Below are 21,514 nucleotides of genomic sequence, written 5' to 3'. Positions count from 1 at the left end.
GATGCGCGTAGCACAAGGTCCACATTCCTTTGAATTGATCACTTGTTTTGCTCGTGATCTTTGTGGGCACGAACGAACGAGCCCCGCAGCTTCGTCTGAACCTACGAGGCCGCGTCGCCCAGCACCCTCTGGACCAGATGCGCCACGCGGTGTTCCAGCACCTTCTCCGCGTCAGGGGTGATCGTGGCGAGGGCGACCATGCTCGTCACGATCACATCAGCCAACTCTTTTTCAACGTCCTGCCAGGTGTGGCTGTTGCCCTTCCGCGGATTGGCGCCGAGCGCCCCGGTGATGGCCTCGGCGGCCTCCCCGAACTCCTCCCCGATCTTGAGCACGCGCAGCAGCTTCACGTCGCCGGCCGCGGCCTGGTTCTCGTCGTCCAGCCAGCCGCGCAGCTTCTGCACGCCGTCCCACGTTGCTTCCATGGCTCGTCTCCTCGTCGTCTACAGGGGTTTTCAGCGGGGCAGGGCTACCGCAGCCACACGGCCAGGCACAGGGCGCCGACGAGGGCGCCCAGGACCGCGACGTGCGCCGCTGCCGCCCAGGCGAGCGACGGATGCGAGCGACGGATGCGCCGCCACGCGACCCACCCGGTGTGGCCGTCGGCCTGGGCGCGGACCCCGAACGCGCTGATGCTGAGGGCCACGTACTGCGCGGGACGCGGTTCGGCCCCGTCCGCCTTGAAGGCGTTCATCACTAGCTCCTCACTGGGGGTCAGAACAGAGCAGGCACCAGGTCGTGCACCCAGGCCGGGTCCTTCACGTCCAGGGGCTCCACGGCGTTGACGGCCAGGGCCACCGTCAGGGCGGAGTGGTCCGTCAGCCGGTCCTCGCCGGTGCGCGGCTCGTGCACGTACCGGCAGCTCGCCACGTCGCCGGCGAGCGGGCCGGAGACGTGGGCGTGGTCGTAGCGGTAGCCGTCCCCGGTGCGCCCCACCCAGGAGTACTCCAGGGCCTCCGGGGCCAGGAGGCGGAAGGCATCCCGGTACCCGGCCGCGGCGAGCCCGGTGTAGAACTCGTACTCCCACGTCTGGAACGTGCGGTACCGGGGCACGTGATCCGGCTCCAGGATGTTGAAGTCCCCGAGCACCAGCCAGCGCCCCGTCGCCCCGGGGGGCAGGGCAGCGGCCAGGCCCTCCAGGAACGACCGCTTACGGGTCACCTTGGCCTCGCTGGTGTCCCGCGAGGGCACGTACACCCCCACCACGTTGAGCGGCCCTGTGCTGGTCTCGACGGTCACCGCTGCCACCCGGTGCGGCAGGTAGGCGACGGACAGCGGTAGCGGGTGCGTGGTGAGGCGGGACACGATCATCACGCCCCGCTCCCGGCTCCCGTACGCGGGCCGGGGGAAGGTCACGGAGTGCCCGGCCCCCTCGAACTGCTCCGCCAAGAACTCACACCCCGCGCTGCGCGCCGTCTCCGTCAGCACCAGCACCGACTCCGGCCGCTGCGCCAGATACCGGAGCTGCCTCTCCGCGCGCTCCCGGGACGGATTGTTCAAGTTGAACGTCAGCACGTCCAGCGTCATGGTTCTGGTGGTCCTTCCGGAGTCGGACGATCGCGGCGACGATCGAGCGGGCGACCTCTTCGGCCGGCACGTGTGAGGCGTCCACGCCCAAGACGCGGTGCCCCTTCTTCCGCAGGAACTTAGCGGCCTCCGCGAAGTACGCGCATTCCACGTGGCTTGAGCCGTCGGCGCGTTCGTACCGGGAGTGCGCCCCCCGCGCGGCGAGACGCGCCTCGATCACGTCCGGCTGCCCGCTCACCATCACGGTCAGGTCCGGCTGGATGACCCGCTCGTTGAGCAGCCACACGAACTCCTGGTCGACGCCGTCCATGCACTGGAGCGCGAGGCTACTGGCGATGTACCGGTCACAGACCACGATCTCCCCCCGCTCCAGCGCGGGCCGGATCTCCTCCCCGTGCATGAAGCGGTCGGCCGCGATGAGGCAAGCCATGGCCTCGCCCTGGTACTCGTCCGTGCCGTGCCGTGCCAGGTTGCCCAGGTCGGTGTCGGTCGGCTCCCTGGTGGCCAGCGCGGGCAGGCCCTCGCTCTTCAGCAGCCGCGTCACGAGGGCGGTGGCCGTCGACTTTCCCACACCGCCCGGCCCCTCGATGGCGACCAGCAGGCCGCGGCCGGCGGTCACGAGACACCCACCACAGGCAGGACGCGGGTCTGGCGCGGGACCACGGGGCACTGCTCGGTGTCCACGGCTCCGATCCGCTGGCCGGCGGCCACCACGGCGGCCGGGCAGCCCTTCCCGCACGAGGCGGACATGGAGCAGGATCCGCACGTCGAGTTCCCGCCGAGGTCCCACCGGTCGGAGAACTTGCCGTACGCATCCAGGCGGGCCGCGATGTCGTCGTGCTCCCACACGTTGCCCACGAGGAAGTCCGTGTCAGGGTGCCGGGAGATGTTCGTCCGGGCCGCAAAAACCAAGTACGGGCAGATCGCCACACCGCCGTCCGTGAAGACGTAGATGATGTTCCCGGCCTCGCAGCCCGCCAGCGGCTTGCCCTCCTCGTTCGGGAACCGGATGTTCACCATTTCGAGCGGGCCGGCTACCTCCGCCGTCATGGCGGCGATGTCCCGCATCCGGTCGTCCGGCGTGCGGAGCTTGCCCTGCGCCTTCTTCGACGCGCCCCGGCCCATCGAGCCGAGCGGGTTCATGAGGACATACGTCGCGCCCTGCTGCCGGGCGAACTCGACCAGCTCCCGGTACTCCCGGTCCTCGGCCAAGCTGTTCGGCGTGCACAGGAGGCCCTGGAGGATGCCGGCGCGGGCGAACCGCTTGATGGTGTCCACCGTCTCCGCGAAGCACCCTTCGAGCTTGCGGAACGTGTCGTGCGACTCCGGCGCGAAGCCGTCCAGCGACACGTTCATGTGGACGTCCAGCTCCGCCAGGGCGGCCACCATCTCGTCAGAGCACATCGTGCCGTTGGTGCACACGCCGACCGACATCCCGGCGGCGCGGAACAGGGCGACGACCTCCAGGAGGTCCGGGTGCATCATCGGCTCCCCGCCGGTGATCGTGACCTTCGTGACGCGGGCCTCAGTGAGCTGCGGGACCAGCCTGTCCCGGATGTCGTCCACCGGCATGTAGTTGCCGCGCTCCGTGGCGACTACGAAGCAGTGGTCACACTTGGCATTACACGGCTCGCAAATTTGGATCAAGGCTTTTCGGTGGGGGGCGTCCACGGTTGTGCGGAAGTAGCAGGAGGCGGCCTGGCCGCCGTTCAGGATGGGGCGCGCACTCAAAGGGGTCTCCCTCATGGGTGGTTGGACCCGGCCCACTCGGGCCGGGTGGTGTGCCGTCCTGCCCGTCACAGCAGGACAGGCGTCCGCCCTCGTTCCGCCCAGCGTGAGCCGGTACCGGGCGCGCGGGGATGTCCCCCGGCGAGGGCGGGAAGCGGGAAGGGGGGGCGGCGTCAGCCGAGGTGCGGGTAGGCGCCGCGCCACACGAGGAGGCCGGCGTCCTCGTCGCGCGCCGGCGACATGGGGCGCTCCGCGCCGCGCACGTGGTAACCGGCGGCCACGAGGTCTTGCCGGACGCGGCTGACACCGGCCCGCCAGTGCTCCTCAGCCCCGGCCGGGACCGCGCCGTCGGGCAGGCGCTGGAACCGCTCGGAGGGCTGCCACAGCACCCGTACGCAGCTCTCCGCGTGCGGGGGCCAGATGACGGCCGAGGCGGTCACCGTGAGGACCCGGCCGAGGTCGGCGGCCGGCCAGTGGCGGCGGGAGTTGTTCAGTACGGCCTCGACCAGGTGCAGCGGGTTGCGCTCCGGGTACCGGTAGTCCGGCTGGTCGAGGTTGGGGCGGGCCGGCGCGGAACCGTGCCACGCCTGAAACGGCGGCCACGCTCCCTCGTGGTCCTCCGGCACCCGCCAGACGAGGATGTCCTCCTGGGCGTGGAGGCGCGGGGCGCGCGGCGGGCCGGTCGCGGCCGCCTTGTATCCGGCCGTCGCGAGCGCGGCGATGGTCGCCCGGGTGCGCTCTCTCCAGTGCTCCTCAGCACCGGCCGGGACGTGCCCGGTGTCGTTGTTGCGTCGGTAGGCCTTGTCCGGGTGCCAGCGCACGATGACGCACAAGTCCGCGCCGGGCGGCCACGCCTCCTCCGGGGCATACAGGACCTGGCACCAGCCCTTGCCCACCGGCAGGGTGCGGTACGAGACACCGCCCCGCGTGGTGTGGGTCGGGGTGAGCCCGAGGGCTTCGAGGTCCTTCTCCACCAGGGCGACGATTGCCTGTCGGGCGTCGCTGCGGCTCTGCTGTTCGGTCGTCATAAGAGTCCAGTCACGGAGTCGTCGGGGAGCACGGGCAGGACGCCGGAGAACACCTCGGGTGCGTCGTTCAGCAGCACCAGGAGCCGGATGACCGGGGGCGGCGGCAGCAGGTCCACCACGCCTCGCCGTGCGGGGTCGTCCAGGAGTTGCCCGCCGAGGGTGAGCATGTTGTCCACGAGGCTGCGCAGCCGGCCGGGCGGGACGGGGGCGTACTGCTCGCGCACCTCATCCATGAGGAGCCGCAGGTGCCCGTGCAGCAGGGTCAGCAGCCGCTCGACCTGCTCGGGTCGGGGCTGCGCTCCGCCGAGGAGGCAGTCCGCCGCCAAGGCGTCGGCCTCGGCGCACGTCTTCCGGATGGTGACGTGGTCTATCGGCTTCTCATCCATGGCCCGCCGCCCGGTACCGGCCGGTCATCACGAGCTGGGAAACGGCGTGCGGGGAGCACAGGGACGCGGCCGAGTCCATGGGGACCGCCCAGTACACGCGCTCGCCGGCGGCGCACAGGCCCGGCCGGGGAACGCCGAGGGACGTCCCCACGCCCAGGCACACGGTGTCCGGAACGTCCCACCCCCGGGCGGTGCTGGCCGGGACGAGGGCGTAGTACCAGTGGGCGTAGCGGTCGCGGATGACCGGGCCGTCCATCAGGGCGCCGGCGAGGTAGGTGTCGATGACCGCCTCGTCGGTGGTCCGGGCCGCGGCCTGGACCACCTCTGCCGGGATGCGTACGGCCGCGAACAGGGAGCCGCACGACAGCATGACGACGGAACGTTCCACCCAGTCCCGGCGCGTCTGTGCCGGATCCGGGGACGCGGAGGACAGCCAGTGCTCGACCGCGAGGCGTCGTTCCTCGCCCGTGGTCACCTGTTGCACCGTCACCGGGTCACCTCCGTGCCGGCCGCGTGCTTGGCCTCGCGGAGGTGCCGCCCGACGTCCCGGCCGTGGAGCAGGGTCACCGGGGTCGCGGTCTGCTCGACCCAGGGGGCGGTGTCCCAGCGCACGCCGTGCGTCGGCGGCACCGCGATCCACTGGTCCGCCCCGGAACGCACCTCGCCGGGCACGTCCTCGACGGCGTACCGGCCCGTGGCGGGCAGCACCAGGAGCACAGCGTGGTCCTCGCCGGCGACGAGGCACGGCACCGGGGCCACGCGGTCCAGGGACACCATGGCGGCCATGCCCAGGGCGCGAGGGACGACCAGCGCGTCGAACACAGTCGTCCAGGCGATGAGGCCGGCCCCGGGCGATGCCTCCAGCTCCCGCAACGTCTCCTCGGCGCCACGGAAGGTGGGACGCCCGGGCACAGGGTGGGCCCCGGGCGTCCGACATTCCTCGGCCTGACAGGTGCACCCCTGCCGCGGCCGGTGGCGGTATCCCACCGTCAAGGGCCAGTCCAGGATGCCGGCGTACGCGCGTACTGCCGCTCCCGGTTGTCGGGTATCAATCGGCTCCATCGCCGCTACTCCCAGGGTGATCACTTCTTCACGGGCAGTGACCTTCCGAGGGTGGCGGGCGCGCAGCAGTGCGCCCCCTAGAAAATCTAGGGGGCGTCAACTGTTCGATTGCGTGGGCGAGTTACCCGGCGAGTTCCATGTTCCGGATGAGGCCGGACAGGGCGCCGGCCTGGGACGGGACCCCGACCCGCGCGAGGTCGGACACCAGGGCCCGGCTCATCGGGTCGGCGTACACGTAGTACGGCGCGGCGGCCGCGGCCTCCCGGAGCTTGACCACGGCCGACGGGCTCTGTCCCATCCGGTGCAGCGCACGGGCCTCGTCGATCCGGAAGTGTGTCCGCCGCTCCTTACTCGGCACCTCGCTGATGTCCACCCTCGGCACCTTCGTCAGACCGGCGTCCGGCTGGTCGACCTCCACCCCGGCCTCCACCGCGTGGACGGCCACCGTGCCCCGGCCGAACACCGTGTGCCGCTCCAGGTCGTACCAAGACGGGCCGAGCTGGTCGGCATCCTGCAGCGCGGCGTCGATCCTGGCCCACGCGTCGTCCTTCTGCCCGCCCCGGGCATGGGCGATCGAGCACCGCAGGTGCAGCGCTCCGCGCAGGGACACCGCCGCCTTATTCCGTCCGCGCCCCGTGGCGTGGGGCTCCAGGTCCCGCAGCGCGGCGTCGGCGACCGCGATGGTCTCCCGCAGGGATGCCTGGTGCAGGAGCGCCCCGCACCGGTCCCAGGCCACAGCAGCCTTCACCACGGGGTCATCCAGCGCCGTCGCGGCGCCGGCGGCCACCTCGGCGGCCGACCACGCCAGGTCCGGGTAGCCGAGCTGGTTCAGGCACATCCGGGCCGTACGGGCGGCGTCGGCGAGCAGCCGTAGAGCCTCCTCCCGCTCCGTGCCGGTCGCGGTGAGGACGGCCGTGTTCAGGTCCTCGACCAGCGGCGGGAGCAGCGTGGCGACCCGGGGCAGGTTCGCGGCCTGCCGGGCGGTGTTGGCCTTCCTGGTGCTCTCGGCCATGGCCTCCAGGTCCACCGGCCCGCCCTGGGGAGTCAGACCGGGGTGGCCGGACAGGATGAGCCCGGCCCGGCGCAATCCCGTGCGCAGCGCGGGGATATGGGCGTGGGCCAAGCTGCCGCCGTTGCGCTGGAGCCGGTAGGGCTGGCCCAGCAACCACACCACGTCCACGTCGCAGCGGTCCGCGATAGCGGTGATGACGCTGTACCGGTCGAGGGACTGCCGTCCGTTCTCCACGTTGGCGACCCAGGACTCCGTACGCGACAGGAAGTCGCCGAGCTCCACCTGAGTGAGGCCAGCCGCGTTCCGGGCAATCCGTACACGCGTGCCGATGTGCTCGTCAGAAGGAAGGGGCATACTGAACTCCGTACTCCGTGCTGACCTAGACACTCAGGACGGTACTCCGGAACGCGCCCCCGTACAGCCCCGAGCGGTATGGGGGCGCAGTCCGTTCCGATGTCACACCCGGCCCCTAACGTGGTGCCCATGCCTCCCCGCCCTCGGCCTCACGGCCTGCTGCGCCCTGCCGCTGCCCAGATCAACGAGGCGATCCGCAGCTTGATAGACCAGCCGAACGACGCCGCTCGGGCCGAGGAGTACCAGCGGCTGCTGGTCGCCTGGGCCGAGGCCACCCGCGCCGATCTCGTCAAAGCCGCCTGACCCAAGCACGATCCGGGCCCAGGTGTCCGACCCTGGCCCTACCCTCCCCTCCATGACGGACATAGATCGACGCAGGCGACACCGCCGCCTGTTGCTCGTGCTGGCGTTCATCGCCACGGTGGGCGGCGTGGTGCTGCTCACCGCTCTCGACCAACTGGGCAAGGATCGCGCCGCCCTCGTCGCCGCCTTCCTCAGCGTCGTAGCTGCCGCTGCCGCGTGGGAGGCGACCGGGCGGGCCAGTGACACAGCAGAACAGGCCAGGAAGACGGCCGAGGTTGTAGCCCGGATCGAGCGGGACCGATGGCTCGCCGAGCTGTCTCCCCAGTTCGAGTTCACGCTGACCAAAGAGGGCGACCAGGCGGCCAGGCTCCTCGTGCACCTCGCCGGCCCGGACGCCCTCGGTCACCTGGACTCGGTCACCGTCCGGATCGGTGATGACGACTACGACCACACCCCTACGCAGCAGCGCCTGGGCTTTACCGACCCCCTCGGTCCTACGCCGGAGCAGATCGCAGCGCACATCTGGGGCCCGTTCCGTCTCAGGCCCCGTGTCAACGAGGCCGACGACAACGGTCGAGAACTCACCTTCACGGACCTCCAGGTGGGCCGCGGCCGACCGCTCGCGCTGGACCGGACGTATCCGAGTTCCTGGATGGGCGGGAAGACCTACGACATGTGGCAGCGCGAGTACGAGGGGCACCCCCTGCGGCTCGTCTTCACGTGCCGCCGAGGTGAGGAGACCTGGAAGGTGGCGCGGACTGTCGACAACCCCGATTGGCGCCCCGCAGAGCCCCAGCAGCCCAGCCCCTGAACCCGGCGCGGACACCCTGTCCGGACAAATGTCCTCACAGGTCGAGCGGGGCGGACACCGTGGGGGCGGACAGGCTACGGACACCGTGTCCGGACAGTGCGGACAGGGTGTCCGCCCAGCAGTGCGCCCCGTCCGGGTTCCACCGCCGGACGAGGCGCACAAGGGGTCCGAGTAGCACGAGCACGGACACGACGGACGCTAGCGCCCGGGTGTGACACCGGCCCCGGCCGGGGTGTCCCAGCAGGCGAGTGGCGGGCGGCACTTGGGGGCGCGGTGCGCACGGCATCGTCCGCCCCTGCCGTGCTCCCTCGCGCCCCTGTTTGCCGACACTCCGTCGGTATCTACTCGACCGCATGACCATCCTCACTGAGCGCGACGCTCCAACTCCAGATGGCATCAACCCGGCACGCGCCCGCCGCGTAGTCCGGGCCCTCTACACCGGCCCGGCCCTCACGGCCGCGGACCTGAGCGCGCCCCTCTTGACCCTGCCCGACGACGCCAAGGGCGGCAGCGCCCTGCCCGGCGCCGTACCGCTGGCGGGCATCCCGGCCACCGTCGCCCGCTGGGCCGAACTCGGCATCGCCGGCGTCAAGGCCTTCGCGTACGGCCACGACCGCGACGGCCGGGCCACCGGCGCCCTCGCACCCGGCAACCGCATGGTGGCCACCATCGCCGCCGTGAAGGACATCGCCCCGGACACCGCCGTCACCACCGAGGTGTGCGGCTGCTCCTGGACCGACCACGGGCAGTGCGTGCTGCGCACCGACGAGGGCGGGATCGACCTGGACGCCACCTACCAGCTCATGGCCGATATGGCGGTGCAGCACGCGGACGCCGGTGCTGACGTCGTCTCCCCCACGGCCATGCTCGACGGCTCGATCCGCGTTGTCCGACAGGCGCTCGACGCGGCCGGGCACCGCGACGTCGGCGTGAACCCCAACCTGGCCATCCACACCACCCTGTACGGGCCGTTCAAGACCCTCATGAACACCGACCCCCGGGCCGGGCACCGGCGCGGCCTCCAGCTCGAACCCGGCCGCGCGGACCGGGACACGATCACCCAGGCCCGCCGCTGGATCACGGAGGGCGCCGACTCCCTCACCCTTCAACCCGTCATGACCGCCGTGGACGTCCTCGTGCGGCTCCGCGACGACCAGCGCGTGCCGATCGTCGCGTACTCCACGTCCGGGGAGTGGGCCGCGCTCCAGGCCCTCGGCACGTCCGGGATGGTGGAGTACCTGACCATGCTCAAGCGCGCCGGCGCGGACCAGGTCCTCACCTTCGCCGCCGAGGCAGCGGCCCAGTACCTGGAGGCCGGCCGTGCATGACGCGCCCTACATCCGCCCGCCGCGGCTGGACGCGATCCTCGCGGACGCCCGCCACGCCGAGTTCGCCATGTCCTGCGAGGACCGCACCGGCTCCCTCCTCGCCACCCTCGCCGCGTCCAAGCCCGGCGGCCACTTCGTGGAGCTGGGCACGGGCGTGGGGGCCGGGGCCGCGTGGCTGGCCGCCGGCATGACCGCCGACGCTCGCCTAACGACGGTGGAGGCGGACAAGGACGTCCAGGCCATCGCGCGGCGCCACCTGGGCGACGACCCCCGGATCGAGTTCGTCCACGCGGACGCGGATGCCTGGCTCACCGAGCAGCAGCCGACGCCCACGTTCGACTTCGCGTACGTCGATTGCAGGCCCGGGAAGTACCTCCGTCTGCCGGATCTCCTGGCCCTGCTCAAGCCGGGCGCCCTGTACGTGGTGGACGACATGCTGCCCCAGGCCACATGGCCGGAAGACCACCAGCCCAGAGTGGACGGCTTCCTCGAACGACTGCCCGACGTACCCAACTGGCGCGCCACGCCGATGAACTGGGCCTCGGGGCTGGTGGTGGCCGCCCGCATCTGAGGGACTATCGTGCCCCCATGCCCAGTGATCTGATTCGCATCGTTTCCCGCGATTCGCCGATGGCACTCGCCCAGGTGGAGCGTGTCCGCGCCGAACTGGCCGCGCTCCACCCCGAGGTCGAGACCACCGTGCTGCCGGTCAAGACGACCGGCGACAAATGGATGGGCGACCTCGCCCAGGTCGAGGGCAAGGGAGCGTTCACCAAGGAGGTCGACGCCGCCCTCATCTCCGGGGACGCGGACCTCGCGGTGCACTGCGTCAAAGACGTGCCCGCCGACAGGCCCCTCCCGGCCGGAACGGTCTTCGCGGCCTTCCTCAAGCGCGACGACATCCGGGACGCCCTGATCCACCCCGGCGGCCTCGCCCTGAACGAACTGCCGCCCGGGACCCGGATCGGCACCTCCTCCGTACGCCGCATCGCCCAACTCGCGGCCTCCCACCCGCACCTGGAGTGCGTCCCGATGCGCGGCAACGCAAACCGGCGCCTGGAGAAGCTGGAGGCCGGCGAGGCCGACGCGCTGCTCCTGGCCGTCGCCGGCCTGGAGCGGATCGGCCGCACAGACGTCATCACCGAGATCCTGTCGGCAGAGACGATGATGCCGCCCATCGGCGCCGGGGTCCTGGCACTCCAATGCCGCGAAGGCGACACAGAGCTGATCGACCTCATCAGCGGGCTCGGCGACCGCGACGCCTACCGGGAGACCCAGGCGGAGCGGATGTTCCTCCACGTCCTCCAAGGCCACTGCAACTCCCCGATCGCCGGGTACGCGCGCGTGGAGGGCAACGGGGAACTGTCCCTGCGGGCCTGCGTGTTTTCCCCGGACGGCAAGACCGTACTGAACGCCCATGAGTGGGCCGGCCGCCTCGATCCCGCCACGCTGGGGACGTCCGTGGCGGTGGCCCTGCTCCGGCAGGGCGCGCGCGACGTGATCGACAGCATCGCGCACTGAGCGAGCGCCCGCCCCACGGAGTCGCAGGGGGCGGGCGCTCGATCACGGGGCCGCAACAGGCGGCGGGGGGTAGGCATCGTCCGGCGGCTCTAACGAAGGACTCTCCTCACGGTCCAGACACAGGCGCGAGAGCCGTTCGTTCGCCTGGTCCACGGCATCCCGCAGTGACCCGCCGCTGTTGGGGTACAGCTCGTGCTCGACCCGGGTGAGGCGGTCCTCGATCCCGCCTATCCGCTCCATGACGCCCGGCCGGTCCGGGATGCCGGGACGTCCCGGCTCCCCGTACCAGTCGTCAATGAAGTAGTCGACCCGCTTAGCGATGCGCACCCCGCCACGCATCAACCGCCATGCGGCTGTCCCCAGCGCGAGGAGCATCGTCACGGCCCCGCCCCACACGAGGACGGTGTCCAGGGCCGGCAGTCCGGTGGCAGGTGCCGCCATCACGCTGCCTTGACGAACATGTCCTGCGCCCGGCGGCTGACACCAGTCGGCTTCCACAGGCCGAAGTGCGAGGCCACCGCGATCACGAAGTTGACCAGGGTGAGCACCAGGGCGTTGGAGGCGTCCCAGTCGGGGCCGCCGGCCGCGAGCTCCGTGATGAAGCTGTCGGCCGCGGCCAGGGCCAGGAGCACGACGGCCTTCGTCCCGGCATGGGTGACGCGGGTGGTCACCAGGCCGACGACGACAGGCAACACGAAGGAGAGCAGCAGCCCGTACCAGTAGGCCGCGTCCAGGGTGGTGTCCATGAGGGGGGTACTCCTTTTCAGGCGGCGACGTCGAAGCCGTGCTTCGCGCCGAGGCGGGTGAGCGTGATCCGGCCGGGGATGCCGTCCGCCGGCTGTCCGGGGTTGCGGCCACGGAAGCCGCATTCCTCCTGCCACTCACTCATCGCGTCGATGGTGGTGGTGCCGTAGTGGCCGTCCTGGTAGCGCTTGGCCAGCAGACCCTCGTCCACGAGAGCGGCCTCCACGGTGATGACCCCGGCGTACGTGACGGGCGTGCCGACCATGCGGGGGTTGCTGCGCGCGGCGGCGATCAGCTTGGACAGGGAGACGACAGGCCGGGACGGGGTGGGCAGCGGCGTGGTCGGCAGGGGGTGACCGAGGCGCGCGGCGATCCGGTCGCGCATGGACGGCATCGTGAACCCGCGCGGGTCCGGCTTGCCGGGCTGCCACTCCAGGTGTCCGAGGACCGAGCGCGCGCCCCAGCCGTGGGCCCGGCACAGGGCGGCGGACGCCCGCTCGATGGCGAGGAGCTGCGCGTCCGGCCATGGGTCGGTGCCATCGCCGGCGTTCTCGCACTCGAAGCCGTACATGTGCCGGTTGCCGTCGACCGTGGCCTCATCGTCCACGGGGAGGGCGGTCTCCGCGATCACGGCGCGCAGCACGTCCGGATCTCCGAGCCCGGCATGGTTGGTGCGTCCGTGGCCGATCAGGTGGACCTGCCCGCTCTTGGCAATCATGCCGTGGCACAGCGGGCCGGGGAGGCCGGAGTACCCGTCACGAACGATGCGGACGGTGGTGGCGGTTCCGCGGGTGACGGTGTGGTGGATCATCACCCCGTGGACGGGCCCCCAGGGGCCGCGGCTGTTGCGGTTCCTGGTCTCCCAGCCGGGGAGCTGGACCACGTCCAGGCCCTCGTCGCGGAGGGCGCGCAGGAGCCGGTCGGCAGAGAGCGGGGTGGCCATTACGCACGCTCCAGGTGACGGCGGGAGGTTCCGACGGCGGGTCTGCCGACGGTCGTCGGGATGAGGGACATAGGGACCTCCAGGGGGTGGGGATAGGCCCGCGCGGACACTGTCCGGACACGGGGTGAGGGGTGTCCGCGCCCGTGTCCGGACGTGAGGGCGCGGACGGCTGTGACCTGCGGGGACAGGGCGCGGACAGTGTCCGGACAAGGGGTGTCCGGACAGGTCGGCGGAGGGCAGTGGCCGGGGCTCATCCGTACAGCTCCACGATCACGATTCCGCGCTCGCCGGCGGCGCCGGCCTGTGCGGCGCCGTTCGCGGAGACGGCCCCGCCTCCGCCCCCGCCGTAGCCTCGCGGCACGATGCCCACGCCGGCAGTTGCCCGCGAGGCACCGCCGTGGCCCATGCGCGAGGAGCCGCCAGCGCCGCCGATACCGGCGTTCCCACTCAGCCGGATCGCGCCCTCCCCGGCACCGCCGCCGATGGCCCAGGACCCGGTGCCGGCTGCGGGACCGGTTGTGCCGCTCGTGGTGGTGACGGTGGAGCCCGTGGCCATGGTGGCCGCGCCAGCGGTGCCGCCGAGGGCGGTGGCGTGCGCGCCGAAGCTGCTGTTACCGCCCGCGCCGCCTGCGCCGTTGGCGGACGCGCCTGCCGCTCCGCCGACGCCGACGGTGACGGTCTCCACGGCCGAGAGCGAGGCGACGTTGATCAATGCCTCCGCGTACCCGCCCCCTGCTCCGCCGGCCCTCCAAATGGACTCGGCAGCCGCGGCCGAGGCACCGGCCGACCCTCCGCCGCCGGCCTGGACCTTGACCATGACCCGGGCCAACCACGGATAGTCCGCTTTGGTGAAGTTGAAGGTGCCGGCCGTGGAGTAGGTGACGATCTGCCGGAGTCCCATGCTGCCGGGCTTAAGACAGGTGTCCCCCGAACCGTCGGTCGTGAAGTATTCGGCGCACAAGTCGATGGCGCCCGGGAACACGAAGACGCCGTTATCGCTACCGAAAGTCAGCGCGTTCCCGGGGTCGGTCGACGGCAGAGCACTGATCGTGCCTGTGCCCGGGTGGTAGGTGATCCCGGGTCCGGCCTGGAGCAGCTCGGCACGGTCGACGCTCACCACGAACGGGGACGAGGCCGACCCGTTCCCAGAGACGTCGACCGCCCCGGCGCCGTTGATCGCGCAGGAGCATCCCCCCTGGCATCCGCATCGGGCCATGTCTATCCCTGCCTCTCCTGTGTGTCGGTCTGGGTGCCCTCGCTGTCCTCGGGCGGCGGGCACTCGCCCCGGCAGCGGCCGGTGCACCCGCACGCGAGCGCCGCCGGGCGGGTCTGCTGTCCGGGCGGCGCGGCGAGGTCGATGACCATGTGCTGGCCGTCGACCCACCCCCACCCGATCGCGGTGGCCAGACCGCCGGCCGCCGCCTGGACGGACCGGCCGAGGGCCCGCTGACTGGACGTCATGGCGCGTACGGTGCGCTGGGCTGCGCGCTGTCCTGGAATGGGGCTCACGGGGGGTCTCCTACGAACGGGTCGCCGATGGGGATCAGGGAGACGCCGACGTTCTCGCCGTTCTCGCCCCAGTCCACGTCCACGTCGGACAGCCGGTACGGCTGGGACAGGCCCATGCACATGCCGGTCGCAGCGACGTCGATACGGACGCCGGGCACGAGCTGCCGCATGGACACCGGAGCGGTCGTGGCCAGGCCGGCGCCGTCCGGGATGCGCAGGCTCGTCGGCACCGGGTGCCGGCCGGTGTACGAGCCGCGCGCGATCTGCCACAGGTCGTACGCCGTCAGGCCCTCGGCCGTCGTACGGATCAGGTGGTCCAGACGCCCGTAATAGCCGCTGACCACGCCGGACACGCCGAACTGTGAGCCGCTGATGTCCTGATCCTCTTGGTTGGTGACCCACACGAGGCTGGCCGCGTTGGTGCCGTCGCGCACGATCTCGACGTCGCCGGCGAAGCTGTCGAGCGTCAGGCGGGCCTGGGCCGGGTCGGCGGTCGTCTGCGACCGTCCGAGCACCAGGGCGCGGCCGACCGTGGTGTACTCCAGGCCGCGCGGGACCAGCTCCTCGTCCAAGATCCTCAAGATCGGGACGATCCAGATCTCGTTGTCGGCGGTGCCGTCCTTCTCGAATCGCGCGGTCACGGTGTCGTCCTGGCGGACGATGTAGGGCAGCATCTTTGGCCAGTCCGGCGAGGAGGCGTAGAGCCCGCCGGCCAAGTTCTCCCGGATGACGGACTCCGCGATCTGCTGGATCGGGCTCTGGCGCTTCGGGTCGGCCGGGTTGGTGCTGACGTACCGCAGCAGGGTCGTGTTCACGGTGCGGGCCAGCCACTCCGTGACGTCGTGTGCCTCGATCACGAAGCGCCTGCGGGACTCGGTCACCCGGAAGACGGGGCCCTGCCAGACGAGTTCGCTGTCCCGGTAGATGGACAGGTCGTGCGCGAAGGGTTCGATCTGCCCGAGCTGCGCGCAGCACTCCGCGCCAGCCGCTCCCTTGGCGATCGTGATGGACGCCTCCGACGTGTCGTTGAGCGTCCGGTTCCAGGAGACCGACGTGAGCGCGGAGACGCCCGGCGACGTGAACGGCAGGCTGCCGCCCCGCCAGTGGACGATGGCGCGGTACTCCTGTGCGCACCCGAGACTGGCCATCAGCCCACGTCCGATCGGGGAACGAGGAGGACCCGCGCGCGGGCGTCGGCGGCCGTGGTCGCGGAGGTGGACAGGATCTCGATGCACACGCCGGTCGGGCACGAGAACACGGGCCACTCGAAGCTCTGGCCGAGGGGCCCGTAGAGGATCGGCTCGCTTGTGGAGGCGTCCAGTGCTCCGGCGTTGCACTCCACCTCTGCCGTCTGCGTACGGCCGTCAACGATCAGCGTGGCCCCGGCCGGTAGGTAGGGGATCTGGATGTCCGTGCACGCCGCGCAGGGGTCCGCGACCTCCTGGCAGTCCCCGCCCAGGGGGTTGGCCCAGAACCGCACCACGAGGCGCCGCAGCGCGCTCCCACCCGTCTCCAGCTCCAGGACCGGCACGGCCTCCAGCCACTCCGGCTGATCCTGCGGGGACAGGGCCACCACGGACCGCCGGAACTGCGCCGACCCGGTCGGGTAGCACGGGTCCACCGGCACCGGCGCCCGGATCGGCAGCGGCGGAGGCGGGCACAGCGGATCCTCGAGGCACGCGTCTGCCTCCACGCAGTCCCCGTAGATCTCGTCCGGGTCAACCGTCACCAGTTCGCCGCTGGCGAGGTTCACCCAGTTCGTGAGGGTCTGGAGCGGCTCGCGGTAGATGTACGGCACCGACGCGGCGAGCGTGAACGTGGCCTCCGCGATGATGCCCTCCGGGTAGTACCGGACGGTGGTGATCTGCGGGCCATTCATGAGCCCCACGCCGTACAGATGGCGCAACTCCCCGGTGCCGTCCCCGGTCGGGCAGCAGGCGAACACCCCCAGCTCGTCCCCGCCGCAACCCCCCTCGCAGGGGGCGCCGCGCAGCGCGGAGGCCAGCCACTCCAAGGCGTAGGCCAGCGCACACTCCTCCAGGGCCAGGAGGAGGACGGTGTACGTGATCTCGCGGTGGGAGCGGCGTGCGATACCGAGGGCGGCCCCGTCGCCTACGAGCTGGACGGGGTCGCGGGACAGCGTGGACTGGGAGAACCCGACGACGCCCATCCCCATGACACCGAGGAAGTCGGCTGACTCCGGCACGGCCGCGTCATACCAGGGCGCAGGGTCGGTCACAGGATCCACGTACGGGGCATCGTTGAGGACTGCCGCGATGTCCGGGCACGGGTTGCAGCTCGTCAGCAGGCAGGAGGGTTCCGCGTAGGCCGCGGCCCTGGCCGAGTTGATGATCTCCGTACACCCGAAGTCGGCGTAGTCGCTGATCACGTCACACCCCTGCCGCTCGGGCCAGTTGGCCGTACAGGTGCTCGGCCAGGACGCGGGGGTCCTGGGCTGGCGTGCTGATGTTCCAGTTGTGGGTGACGGTGCGGCTCACGCCGCCGGCGCCTCCGCCCCCGTCTCGGGCGATAACGCCCCTCTTCGCGAGCAGGTCCAGCAGTCCAGACTTCTCCGCGAGCTCCACGGCCCTCGCCGGTCTGGTGAGCGGCAGGACAACCTCCTTGCCCGCCTCGCCGATCAGTGCGGCCGTCGGGCTGGTGACGATGCCGCCGTTGGCGAAGGGCAACAGGTTGCGGACGGAGCTCGGCAACCCGCTCTTGATCTTCGAGACGATCCGCGAGCCGATGTTCCCCAGGCTGTTGACGATCCGACCCGGCAGCGTCGAGAACAGCGACACCACGGACGAGATCAGCGAGGAGACCGCGCTCCTCGCGCTGCCGACCGCGCTGCGGAACGCGGACGCGATCCGGGAGCCGACCGACGACAAGGCAGACCCGACCCGGCCGGGCAGCTGTGAGAAGAACGAGACGACCGAGGAGCCGAGCGAGCGGGCCGCGGACAGGGCCGAGGAGCCAGCGGAGGTGAACATCGACCGGACCCGCCCCGGCAGGGCGGCCAGGGCGGAGCCCACCCGGCCCGGGAGCTGGGCGAAGAACGTGGCCGTCGAGGACAGGAACGAGGAGGTCGCGGCGCGCGCCGAGTTGAACGCGTTCCGGAAGGCGGTCATCATCCGGGAGCCCAGGGAGGCCAGGGCGTTGTAGATCCGGCCCGGCAGCACCGTGAAGATGAAGATCACCGCCGCGACGGCGGTCAAGAGGGCGATGCCCACGGCCGCGACGGCGTTGACGAAGAGGTCGACCAGCAACCCGGGGAGCGCCCGGAGTCCGGCCATGATCATTCCAGGGAGCCGGGTGAAGAAGCCGACCACGGCGTTGAACCCGCTGGTCAGGATCGATCCCAGGGACGTGAACAGGTTCGTGAAGAACGTGGTGATCGTGGACGCCAGGGAGGACACGGCGCTGGAGATCATCCCGGGGAGGGCCTGCCAGAACCGGTGGACGGCCGCGGAGGCGTTGAGGAGCCCGGCCAGGGCGTTGACCACGCCCCGGATGATCGGGACCGTGATGTTCAGCGTCGTCCAGCCCGCGAACGCGGCGGCCAACTGGAGAACCGGCGCCAGGAGCTGGATGACCAGGACGGCCAACGGGGCGATGGCCGACACCAGGTTCGCGACCGCCGGCAGGATCGGGATGAGCGCCTGGACCATCCCGGAGAACGCGGCCACCAGTGGCGGCAGGACGGGCAGCAGGGCATCGGCCAGGGCCGCGATGACCGGGACGAGCGCGACCGCGACCTCCACCAGGGCGCCCGCGACGGCGGCCAGCAGCGGCGCGAGACTGGCGACCAGCGCGGCGAGCTGCTTACCGATGCCGGCCGCCAGGGGGACGATCGCGTTCGCGAGCATCACGAACGCCCGGGTGATCGGCGGCAGGACCGGCAGCAGCGCTCCGACCAGGGCGGAGATGATCGGCGCGAACAGCGCGGCCAGGGCCTGGAGGACGGGGGCGAGCGCGGACGCCACCACGTTGACCAGCGCACCGACCAGCGGCAGCAGCGGGGCCAGGGCACGCAGCACGGACCCGATGGCCGCACCCAAGGGGCCTAGGGATGGACCGATGGCGGCGAACGCGTCGGCCAAGGCGGTACCAACGACCGCGAGCGCGGGCGCGATCTGCGCCAGGGCCGGACCGAGGGAGTTGACCAGGCCGACGATCGCCGGACCCAGCGCGGTGAAAATGGGCGCCAACGCGGGCGCGATGGCCCCGACCTGCGTGATCAGCGCAGCCAGGATCGGACCGACCTGGGCCGCGACGGTGGCCACCGTACGGAACAGGTTGCTGATCGCCTCCTGGCCCCTCGCCGAGTTGACGAAGGCCGCCATCTGGCGGGTGATCTCCTGGAGGCTGCCGAGGAACCCGCCCCCGGACTGCTCCCCGGCCCGGAAAACACCGGCGATGATGCTGCCGACGTTGCCCAGCAGGTCACCCAGTCGCGCGAGGGCGTTGAGCGCGCCGTCCACCCAGGCGACGGCCTGCCCGCTCTCGGAGATCCGGGTGAGGAAGCCCCCGAGCCGCTCCATCACCCCGGAGATCCCGGAGCCCAGCTCCGCGCCGAAGGCCTCGGCGACGGCCGCGCCGACGTCCGTAAAGCCCTGGATGAGCGGCCGGATGCCGGTCACCAACCCGCCCACGGCGTCCTGGGTGCCCTGGAGGATCGCCCGCGCGTTGCCCAGGAACCTCTGGGACTGGACGAACTTCAGGCCCTCGTCGGCCGCCGCGCCGAAGGAGGCCGCGATGTTCTGGAGGTTGGCCCGCAGCGGCAGGAGGTTGCGGATCGCCCCCTCGATCTGGCCGGCGAACTGCTCGAAGAACGCCTGCTGTACGGCCTGCTGGACCTCTTTGAGCTGGGGGGCCAGGCCCCGGACGGCCGTGACGGCCTCCCGAGCGGCCGGTGCCAGCTTCTCCAGGGCCTCCTGGTACTTCTCGGCGTTGTCCCCGAACGCGGCCGACAGGGCGTCGCTGACGCCCACCAGCGCCAGGCGCAACGTTCCTGCTGCGGCCTGGAAACCCAGGACGAGCGCGGGGTAAGCGGCGATGAGCCCGGCCGCCGGGGCAAGGGCCGCGGCGAGCCCGCCGACGGCGGACGCGGCGCCGGCTGCCGCGATGCCGATGGCGCCGATGCGCAGCAGCCCGCCAAGGGCGCTGCCGACCCGCCCGGCGATCCCTCCCAAAGCGCCCAGGGCGCGGGCGAAACGGCCGGTGTCGACGTCGGCGTTGACGTTGATGTCCGGCGCGTTGTGCGCCCGGATCCGCTCGTCCAGACCGTCCAGGTCCGGGACGATCCGGATGGTGAACTCCTGGCCATCCAGGGCCGCGCGCACTCGCTCCGCAAACTGGTCCAGGTCCGGCAGGACGGGGATGTTGATCCCGTCCAGGCCACGCAGGCCCCGGAGGAGTTCGCGGTCAAAGCGGCTCAGGTCCGGCAGGACGGGGATGTTGATCCCGTCCAGGCCACGCAGGCCGCGCAGCAGCTCCCGGTCGAAGCGGCTCAGGTCCGGGGCCACCGGGACGTTGACGGCGCCCAGGGCGCGGAGGCCGGTGGTGAGGAGCGTCCGGAACCGGGACAGGTTGGGCGTGACCGGCACCGCCACGGCGTCCAGGCCCCGGAGGCCGGCGACGAGGAGCTCCCGGAACCGGGATAGGTCCGGGGTGACGGGCACGCTGACGGCCGACAGGCCGCGCAGTCCGGTGGTGAGCAGCCGGCCGAACCGCCGTACGTCCGGCTCGACCTGGACACTGACGGCGCCGGCCGCGTTCAGTCCGCGCTGGACGTTCCGCCGGATCTGCGCGCCGACGGTGCGGGTGCTGCGGTCTAGCGCTCTCTGGATTCGCGCACCGAGGTCCCGTGCGTCGGCGACCGCACCCGCATCGTCCAGCTCGATGCGGATACGGCCGACGCCGTAGTCCTCTTCCTCGGCCAAGGCAACCCCACGCGTGTGCGGTGGTTGCCCGGCCCAAAACCAGCGGCGATGTCCAGACTAGCCGGTGCGCCGTCCGGCGAGTTGTGCGTCTTCGGCGGCGAGCTGGGCCATGAGGGCTTGGGCCCCGGATGGGTCCAGCCGCGCGGCAGGTGGCGGCCTCATGCGCCGGCCGCCGGGACCAGCCGCCCGGGGCGGCGCGTACAGCTCGGCGCGGTTGCGCTCCCGTTGTGCCTCGTCCTCGGCCGCGTCATCAATCGCGGCCTCGGCGGCGGAGAGCATGACCCTTAGCGGCCACGTGTGGATGTCGACCCCTTGGAGGGCAAGGCGGCCCTCCCACGCGGACCAGGACCGGGAGATGCTGAGGCAGAGGCGTTCGACGACGTAGGAGGGCGCTGGCCGCCCGCACCTCCGTACAGCTCGACTACCCACTCCATCAGCTCCACCAGGACGCGGTCCGGCAGCCGCATACCGGCGTCCAGGACCTTCCCGCCCTTGCGGCTCTCCGCCGCCTCCCGGGCTTCCTCCGGGTCGCGGTAGGAGCCCACGGTCTTTCCGCCGGCGCGGACCTCCCACCGGGCGAACTGCTCGGCGGACTCCGGCAGCATGAGGGACGCGAGGAATACCCGGAGCGCGACGTTCGCCTCCCGGACGTCGGACAGGTCCACGCTGGTCGCGTCGCTCAGGTCGATGTTCAGTTTCTTGGTCGTCTCCTGGAGACGACCGTAGGCGTCCAGGAACTCATCGCCCATCACCTCGGGCTGGAACAGCAGCGTCACGTCGTCGCCGATCTCGGCCTCGTGGGGCTGTGTGTTGAGCGCGAACTTCTTGATGGCCACGGGTATGCCCTTCCACTCCCGCGCGGTCGCCCGGCCCAAAACCAGCGGCGTACCCCGAAGGGTAGCCGCGGCCGGGCCGGGGCCGTCGGCAGCCGCTACCGGCCCTCGCGCAGGGCCTCTCCCAGGAAGTTGTTCGCCCTGGTCCCCGGGTGGTTGACCTTCGTGGCGAACACCATGCGCCCGCCCATGTCGAAGCGCAGCGCCTTCGCCCGCCTGGGCCGGATGACGTGCGGCCGGGTGCCGTCCAGCACGAACCGCACCGCCGGGTGGTCACAGGTGACTACGCCTTGGAGGCCGTTGGGTCCCTGCTCGATCTTCCAGGCCACGTAGTCGCCCATGGACCCGGGTGCCTTCCGCTCCGCGAGGTTGGCGACGCGCTCCGTTCGCCGGCGCAGCCCTCTTTCCGCGATGCCTCCACGCAGCCGCAGCAGCCGGACGATGCGCCCGGGGTCGATCCTTACCTCAACAGACACCGCACAC

26 protein-coding genes are annotated in these 21,514 nt (G+C 71.5%); 5 read left to right on the top strand and 21 right to left on the bottom strand.

What is annotated here, in order from left to right; translation table 11 throughout:
• Nucleotides 1-101 precede the first annotated feature (101 nt).
• The 10 genes from IE185_RS08560 to IE185_RS08515 all read right to left on the bottom strand — a co-directional run bounded on the left by IE185_RS08560 (nt 102) and on the right by IE185_RS08515 (nt 7,097).
• Nucleotides 102-425, bottom strand: coding sequence for a MazG-like family protein (locus tag IE185_RS08560; protein ID WP_138894640.1), 324 nt, complete (start codon nt 423-425; stop codon nt 102-104).
• Nucleotides 426-469: 44 nt separating this feature from the next.
• A complete protein-coding gene (locus IE185_RS08555) occupies nt 470-694 on the bottom strand; it encodes a hypothetical protein (protein ID WP_138894641.1) in 225 nt (74 codons plus the stop codon).
• Between the two features lie 20 nt (nt 695-714).
• Nucleotides 715-1,500 carry an endonuclease/exonuclease/phosphatase family protein gene (locus tag IE185_RS08550; RefSeq protein WP_346265796.1) on the bottom strand — a complete coding sequence of 262 codons (786 nt, stop codon included), beginning with the start codon at nt 1,498-1,500 and terminating at the stop codon, nt 715-717.
• Nucleotides 1,394-2,146 (bottom strand): dTMP kinase, encoded by a 753-nt coding sequence (gene tmk, locus IE185_RS08545; RefSeq protein WP_229843396.1) that lies wholly within the window; start codon nt 2,144-2,146, stop codon nt 1,394-1,396. The genes IE185_RS08550 and tmk overlap by 107 nt, the downstream gene beginning before the upstream one ends.
• Complete coding sequence (locus tag IE185_RS08540) at nt 2,143-3,099, bottom strand: radical SAM protein (RefSeq protein ID WP_229843395.1); 957 nt, start codon at nt 3,097-3,099, stop codon at nt 2,143-2,145. Before IE185_RS08540 ends, tmk begins: the two co-directional genes overlap by 4 nt.
• 329 nt (nt 3,100-3,428) lie before the next feature.
• Nucleotides 3,429-4,283 carry a hypothetical protein gene (locus tag IE185_RS08535; RefSeq protein ID WP_138894643.1) on the bottom strand — a complete coding sequence of 285 codons (855 nt, stop codon included), beginning with the start codon at nt 4,281-4,283 and terminating at the stop codon, nt 3,429-3,431.
• On the bottom strand, nt 4,280-4,669 hold the full coding sequence (locus tag IE185_RS08530) for a hypothetical protein (RefSeq protein WP_138894644.1): 390 nt from the start codon (nt 4,667-4,669) through the stop codon (nt 4,280-4,282). Before IE185_RS08530 ends, IE185_RS08535 begins: the two co-directional genes overlap by 4 nt.
• Nucleotides 4,662-5,159: a hypothetical protein gene (locus IE185_RS08525; RefSeq protein WP_138894645.1), complete on the bottom strand. Its 498-nt coding sequence runs from the start codon at nt 5,157-5,159 to the stop codon at nt 4,662-4,664. The genes IE185_RS08530 and IE185_RS08525 overlap by 8 nt, the downstream gene beginning before the upstream one ends.
• Nucleotides 5,156-5,581: a hypothetical protein gene (locus IE185_RS08520; protein WP_138894646.1), complete on the bottom strand. Its 426-nt coding sequence runs from the start codon at nt 5,579-5,581 to the stop codon at nt 5,156-5,158. The genes IE185_RS08525 and IE185_RS08520 overlap by 4 nt, the downstream gene beginning before the upstream one ends.
• A 271-nt stretch (nt 5,582-5,852) precedes the next feature.
• Nucleotides 5,853-7,097, bottom strand: coding sequence for a helix-turn-helix domain-containing protein (locus tag IE185_RS08515; protein ID WP_138894647.1), 1,245 nt, complete (start codon nt 7,095-7,097; stop codon nt 5,853-5,855).
• A gap of 129 nt (nt 7,098-7,226) precedes the next feature.
• On the opposite strand from IE185_RS08515, the gene IE185_RS08510 reads away from it, so the two are divergent.
• From IE185_RS08510 to hemC, 5 genes are all read left to right on the top strand, one after another.
• Nucleotides 7,227-7,400 carry a hypothetical protein gene (locus IE185_RS08510; RefSeq protein WP_167518834.1) on the top strand — a complete coding sequence of 58 codons (174 nt, stop codon included), beginning with the start codon at nt 7,227-7,229 and terminating at the stop codon, nt 7,398-7,400.
• Nucleotides 7,401-7,452: 52 nt separating this feature from the next.
• On the top strand, nt 7,453-8,211 hold the full coding sequence (locus IE185_RS08505) for a hypothetical protein (RefSeq protein WP_138894648.1): 759 nt from the start codon (nt 7,453-7,455) through the stop codon (nt 8,209-8,211).
• Between the two features lie 353 nt (nt 8,212-8,564).
• Complete coding sequence (locus tag IE185_RS08500) at nt 8,565-9,539, top strand: porphobilinogen synthase (RefSeq protein WP_138894649.1); 975 nt, start codon at nt 8,565-8,567, stop codon at nt 9,537-9,539.
• Nucleotides 9,532-10,110 carry an O-methyltransferase gene (locus tag IE185_RS08495; protein ID WP_138894650.1) on the top strand — a complete coding sequence of 193 codons (579 nt, stop codon included), beginning with the start codon at nt 9,532-9,534 and terminating at the stop codon, nt 10,108-10,110. Before IE185_RS08500 ends, IE185_RS08495 begins: the two co-directional genes overlap by 8 nt.
• A 17-nt stretch (nt 10,111-10,127) precedes the next feature.
• Nucleotides 10,128-11,060 carry a hydroxymethylbilane synthase gene (gene hemC, locus IE185_RS08490; protein WP_138894651.1) on the top strand — a complete coding sequence of 311 codons (933 nt, stop codon included), beginning with the start codon at nt 10,128-10,130 and terminating at the stop codon, nt 11,058-11,060.
• Nucleotides 11,061-11,102: 42 nt separating this feature from the next.
• Here the strand turns inward: hemC and IE185_RS08485 are convergent, their stop codons facing one another.
• The 11 genes from IE185_RS08485 to IE185_RS08435 all read right to left on the bottom strand — a co-directional run bounded on the left by IE185_RS08485 (nt 11,103) and on the right by IE185_RS08435 (nt 21,507).
• Nucleotides 11,103-11,501 (bottom strand): hypothetical protein, encoded by a 399-nt coding sequence (locus IE185_RS08485; RefSeq protein ID WP_189714915.1) that lies wholly within the window; start codon nt 11,499-11,501, stop codon nt 11,103-11,105.
• Nucleotides 11,501-11,806: a hypothetical protein gene (locus IE185_RS08480; protein WP_138894652.1), complete on the bottom strand. Its 306-nt coding sequence runs from the start codon at nt 11,804-11,806 to the stop codon at nt 11,501-11,503. Before IE185_RS08480 ends, IE185_RS08485 begins: the two co-directional genes overlap by 1 nt.
• 17 nt (nt 11,807-11,823) lie before the next feature.
• Nucleotides 11,824-12,747, bottom strand: coding sequence for an N-acetylmuramoyl-L-alanine amidase (locus IE185_RS08475; protein ID WP_138894653.1), 924 nt, complete (start codon nt 12,745-12,747; stop codon nt 11,824-11,826).
• Nucleotides 12,748-12,997: 250 nt separating this feature from the next.
• Nucleotides 12,998-13,864, bottom strand: a complete 867-nt coding sequence (locus IE185_RS08470) for a glycine-rich domain-containing protein (RefSeq protein WP_229843394.1) — start codon at nt 13,862-13,864, stop codon at nt 12,998-13,000.
• A 101-nt stretch (nt 13,865-13,965) separates the two neighbouring features.
• Nucleotides 13,966-14,208, bottom strand: a complete 243-nt coding sequence (locus tag IE185_RS08465) for a hypothetical protein (protein ID WP_138898964.1) — start codon at nt 14,206-14,208, stop codon at nt 13,966-13,968.
• A 44-nt stretch (nt 14,209-14,252) separates the two neighbouring features.
• Entirely contained in the window at nt 14,253-15,404 is a 1,152-nt protein-coding gene (locus IE185_RS08460; RefSeq protein WP_138898963.1) for a hypothetical protein, read from the bottom strand.
• Complete coding sequence (locus tag IE185_RS08455) at nt 15,404-16,645, bottom strand: hypothetical protein (RefSeq protein ID WP_138906124.1); 1,242 nt, start codon at nt 16,643-16,645, stop codon at nt 15,404-15,406. The genes IE185_RS08460 and IE185_RS08455 overlap by 1 nt, the downstream gene beginning before the upstream one ends.
• A 1-nt stretch (nt 16,646) precedes the next feature.
• Nucleotides 16,647-20,198, bottom strand: coding sequence for a phage tail protein (locus tag IE185_RS08450; RefSeq protein ID WP_170198311.1), 3,552 nt, complete (start codon nt 20,196-20,198; stop codon nt 16,647-16,649).
• A gap of 57 nt (nt 20,199-20,255) precedes the next feature.
• On the bottom strand, nt 20,256-20,477 hold the full coding sequence (locus IE185_RS08445; RefSeq protein ID WP_138895817.1) for a hypothetical protein: 222 nt from the start codon (nt 20,475-20,477) through the stop codon (nt 20,256-20,258).
• Between the two features lie 5 nt (nt 20,478-20,482).
• Complete coding sequence (locus IE185_RS08440) at nt 20,483-21,034, bottom strand: hypothetical protein (RefSeq protein ID WP_170198310.1); 552 nt, start codon at nt 21,032-21,034, stop codon at nt 20,483-20,485.
• A gap of 95 nt (nt 21,035-21,129) precedes the next feature.
• Complete coding sequence (locus IE185_RS08435) at nt 21,130-21,507, bottom strand: hypothetical protein (protein ID WP_138895815.1); 378 nt, start codon at nt 21,505-21,507, stop codon at nt 21,130-21,132.
• Between the last annotated feature and the right edge of the window lie 7 nt (nt 21,508-21,514).

Source organism: Streptomyces chryseus, assembly GCF_014650755.1.
In the GTDB taxonomy this organism is placed as follows: Bacteria; Actinomycetota; Actinomycetes; order Streptomycetales; family Streptomycetaceae; genus Streptomyces; species Streptomyces chryseus.
Note: the sequence above shows the minus strand (reverse complement) of the source record. Positions and strands in the feature narration are given on the sequence as shown.

Bases quoted from the DNA above. Each gene is read 5' to 3' on its own strand.
- IE185_RS08560 (WP_138894640.1), bottom strand. From the start codon at position 425: ATGGAAGCAACGTGGGACGGCGTGCAGAAGCTGCGCGGCTGGCTGGAC.
- IE185_RS08555 (WP_138894641.1), bottom strand. From the start codon at position 694: ATGAACGCCTTCAAGGCGGACGGGGCCGAACCGCGTCCCGCGCAGTAC.
- IE185_RS08540 (WP_229843395.1), bottom strand. From the start codon at position 3,099: ATGCCGGTGGACGACATCCGGGACAGGCTGGTCCCGCAGCTCACTGAG.
- IE185_RS08535 (WP_138894643.1), bottom strand. From the start codon at position 4,283: ATGACGACCGAACAGCAGAGCCGCAGCGACGCCCGACAGGCAATCGTC.
- IE185_RS08530 (WP_138894644.1), bottom strand. From the start codon at position 4,669: ATGGATGAGAAGCCGATAGACCACGTCACCATCCGGAAGACGTGCGCC.
- IE185_RS08515 (WP_138894647.1), bottom strand. From the start codon at position 7,097: ATGCCCCTTCCTTCTGACGAGCACATCGGCACGCGTGTACGGATTGCC.
- IE185_RS08510 (WP_167518834.1), top strand. From the start codon at position 7,227: ATGCCTCCCCGCCCTCGGCCTCACGGCCTGCTGCGCCCTGCCGCTGCC.
- IE185_RS08505 (WP_138894648.1), top strand. From the start codon at position 7,453: ATGACGGACATAGATCGACGCAGGCGACACCGCCGCCTGTTGCTCGTG.
- IE185_RS08500 (WP_138894649.1), top strand. From the start codon at position 8,565: ATGACCATCCTCACTGAGCGCGACGCTCCAACTCCAGATGGCATCAAC.
- hemC (WP_138894651.1), top strand. From the start codon at position 10,128: ATGCCCAGTGATCTGATTCGCATCGTTTCCCGCGATTCGCCGATGGCA.
- IE185_RS08485 (WP_189714915.1), bottom strand. From the start codon at position 11,501: ATGGCGGCACCTGCCACCGGACTGCCGGCCCTGGACACCGTCCTCGTG.
- IE185_RS08480 (WP_138894652.1), bottom strand. From the start codon at position 11,806: ATGGACACCACCCTGGACGCGGCCTACTGGTACGGGCTGCTGCTCTCC.
- IE185_RS08475 (WP_138894653.1), bottom strand. From the start codon at position 12,747: ATGGCCACCCCGCTCTCTGCCGACCGGCTCCTGCGCGCCCTCCGCGAC.
- IE185_RS08465 (WP_138898964.1), bottom strand. From the start codon at position 14,208: ATGACGTCCAGTCAGCGGGCCCTCGGCCGGTCCGTCCAGGCGGCGGCC.
- IE185_RS08460 (WP_138898963.1), bottom strand. From the start codon at position 15,404: ATGGCCAGTCTCGGGTGCGCACAGGAGTACCGCGCCATCGTCCACTGG.
- IE185_RS08445 (WP_138895817.1), bottom strand. From the start codon at position 20,477: ATGCTCTCCGCCGCCGAGGCCGCGATTGATGACGCGGCCGAGGACGAG.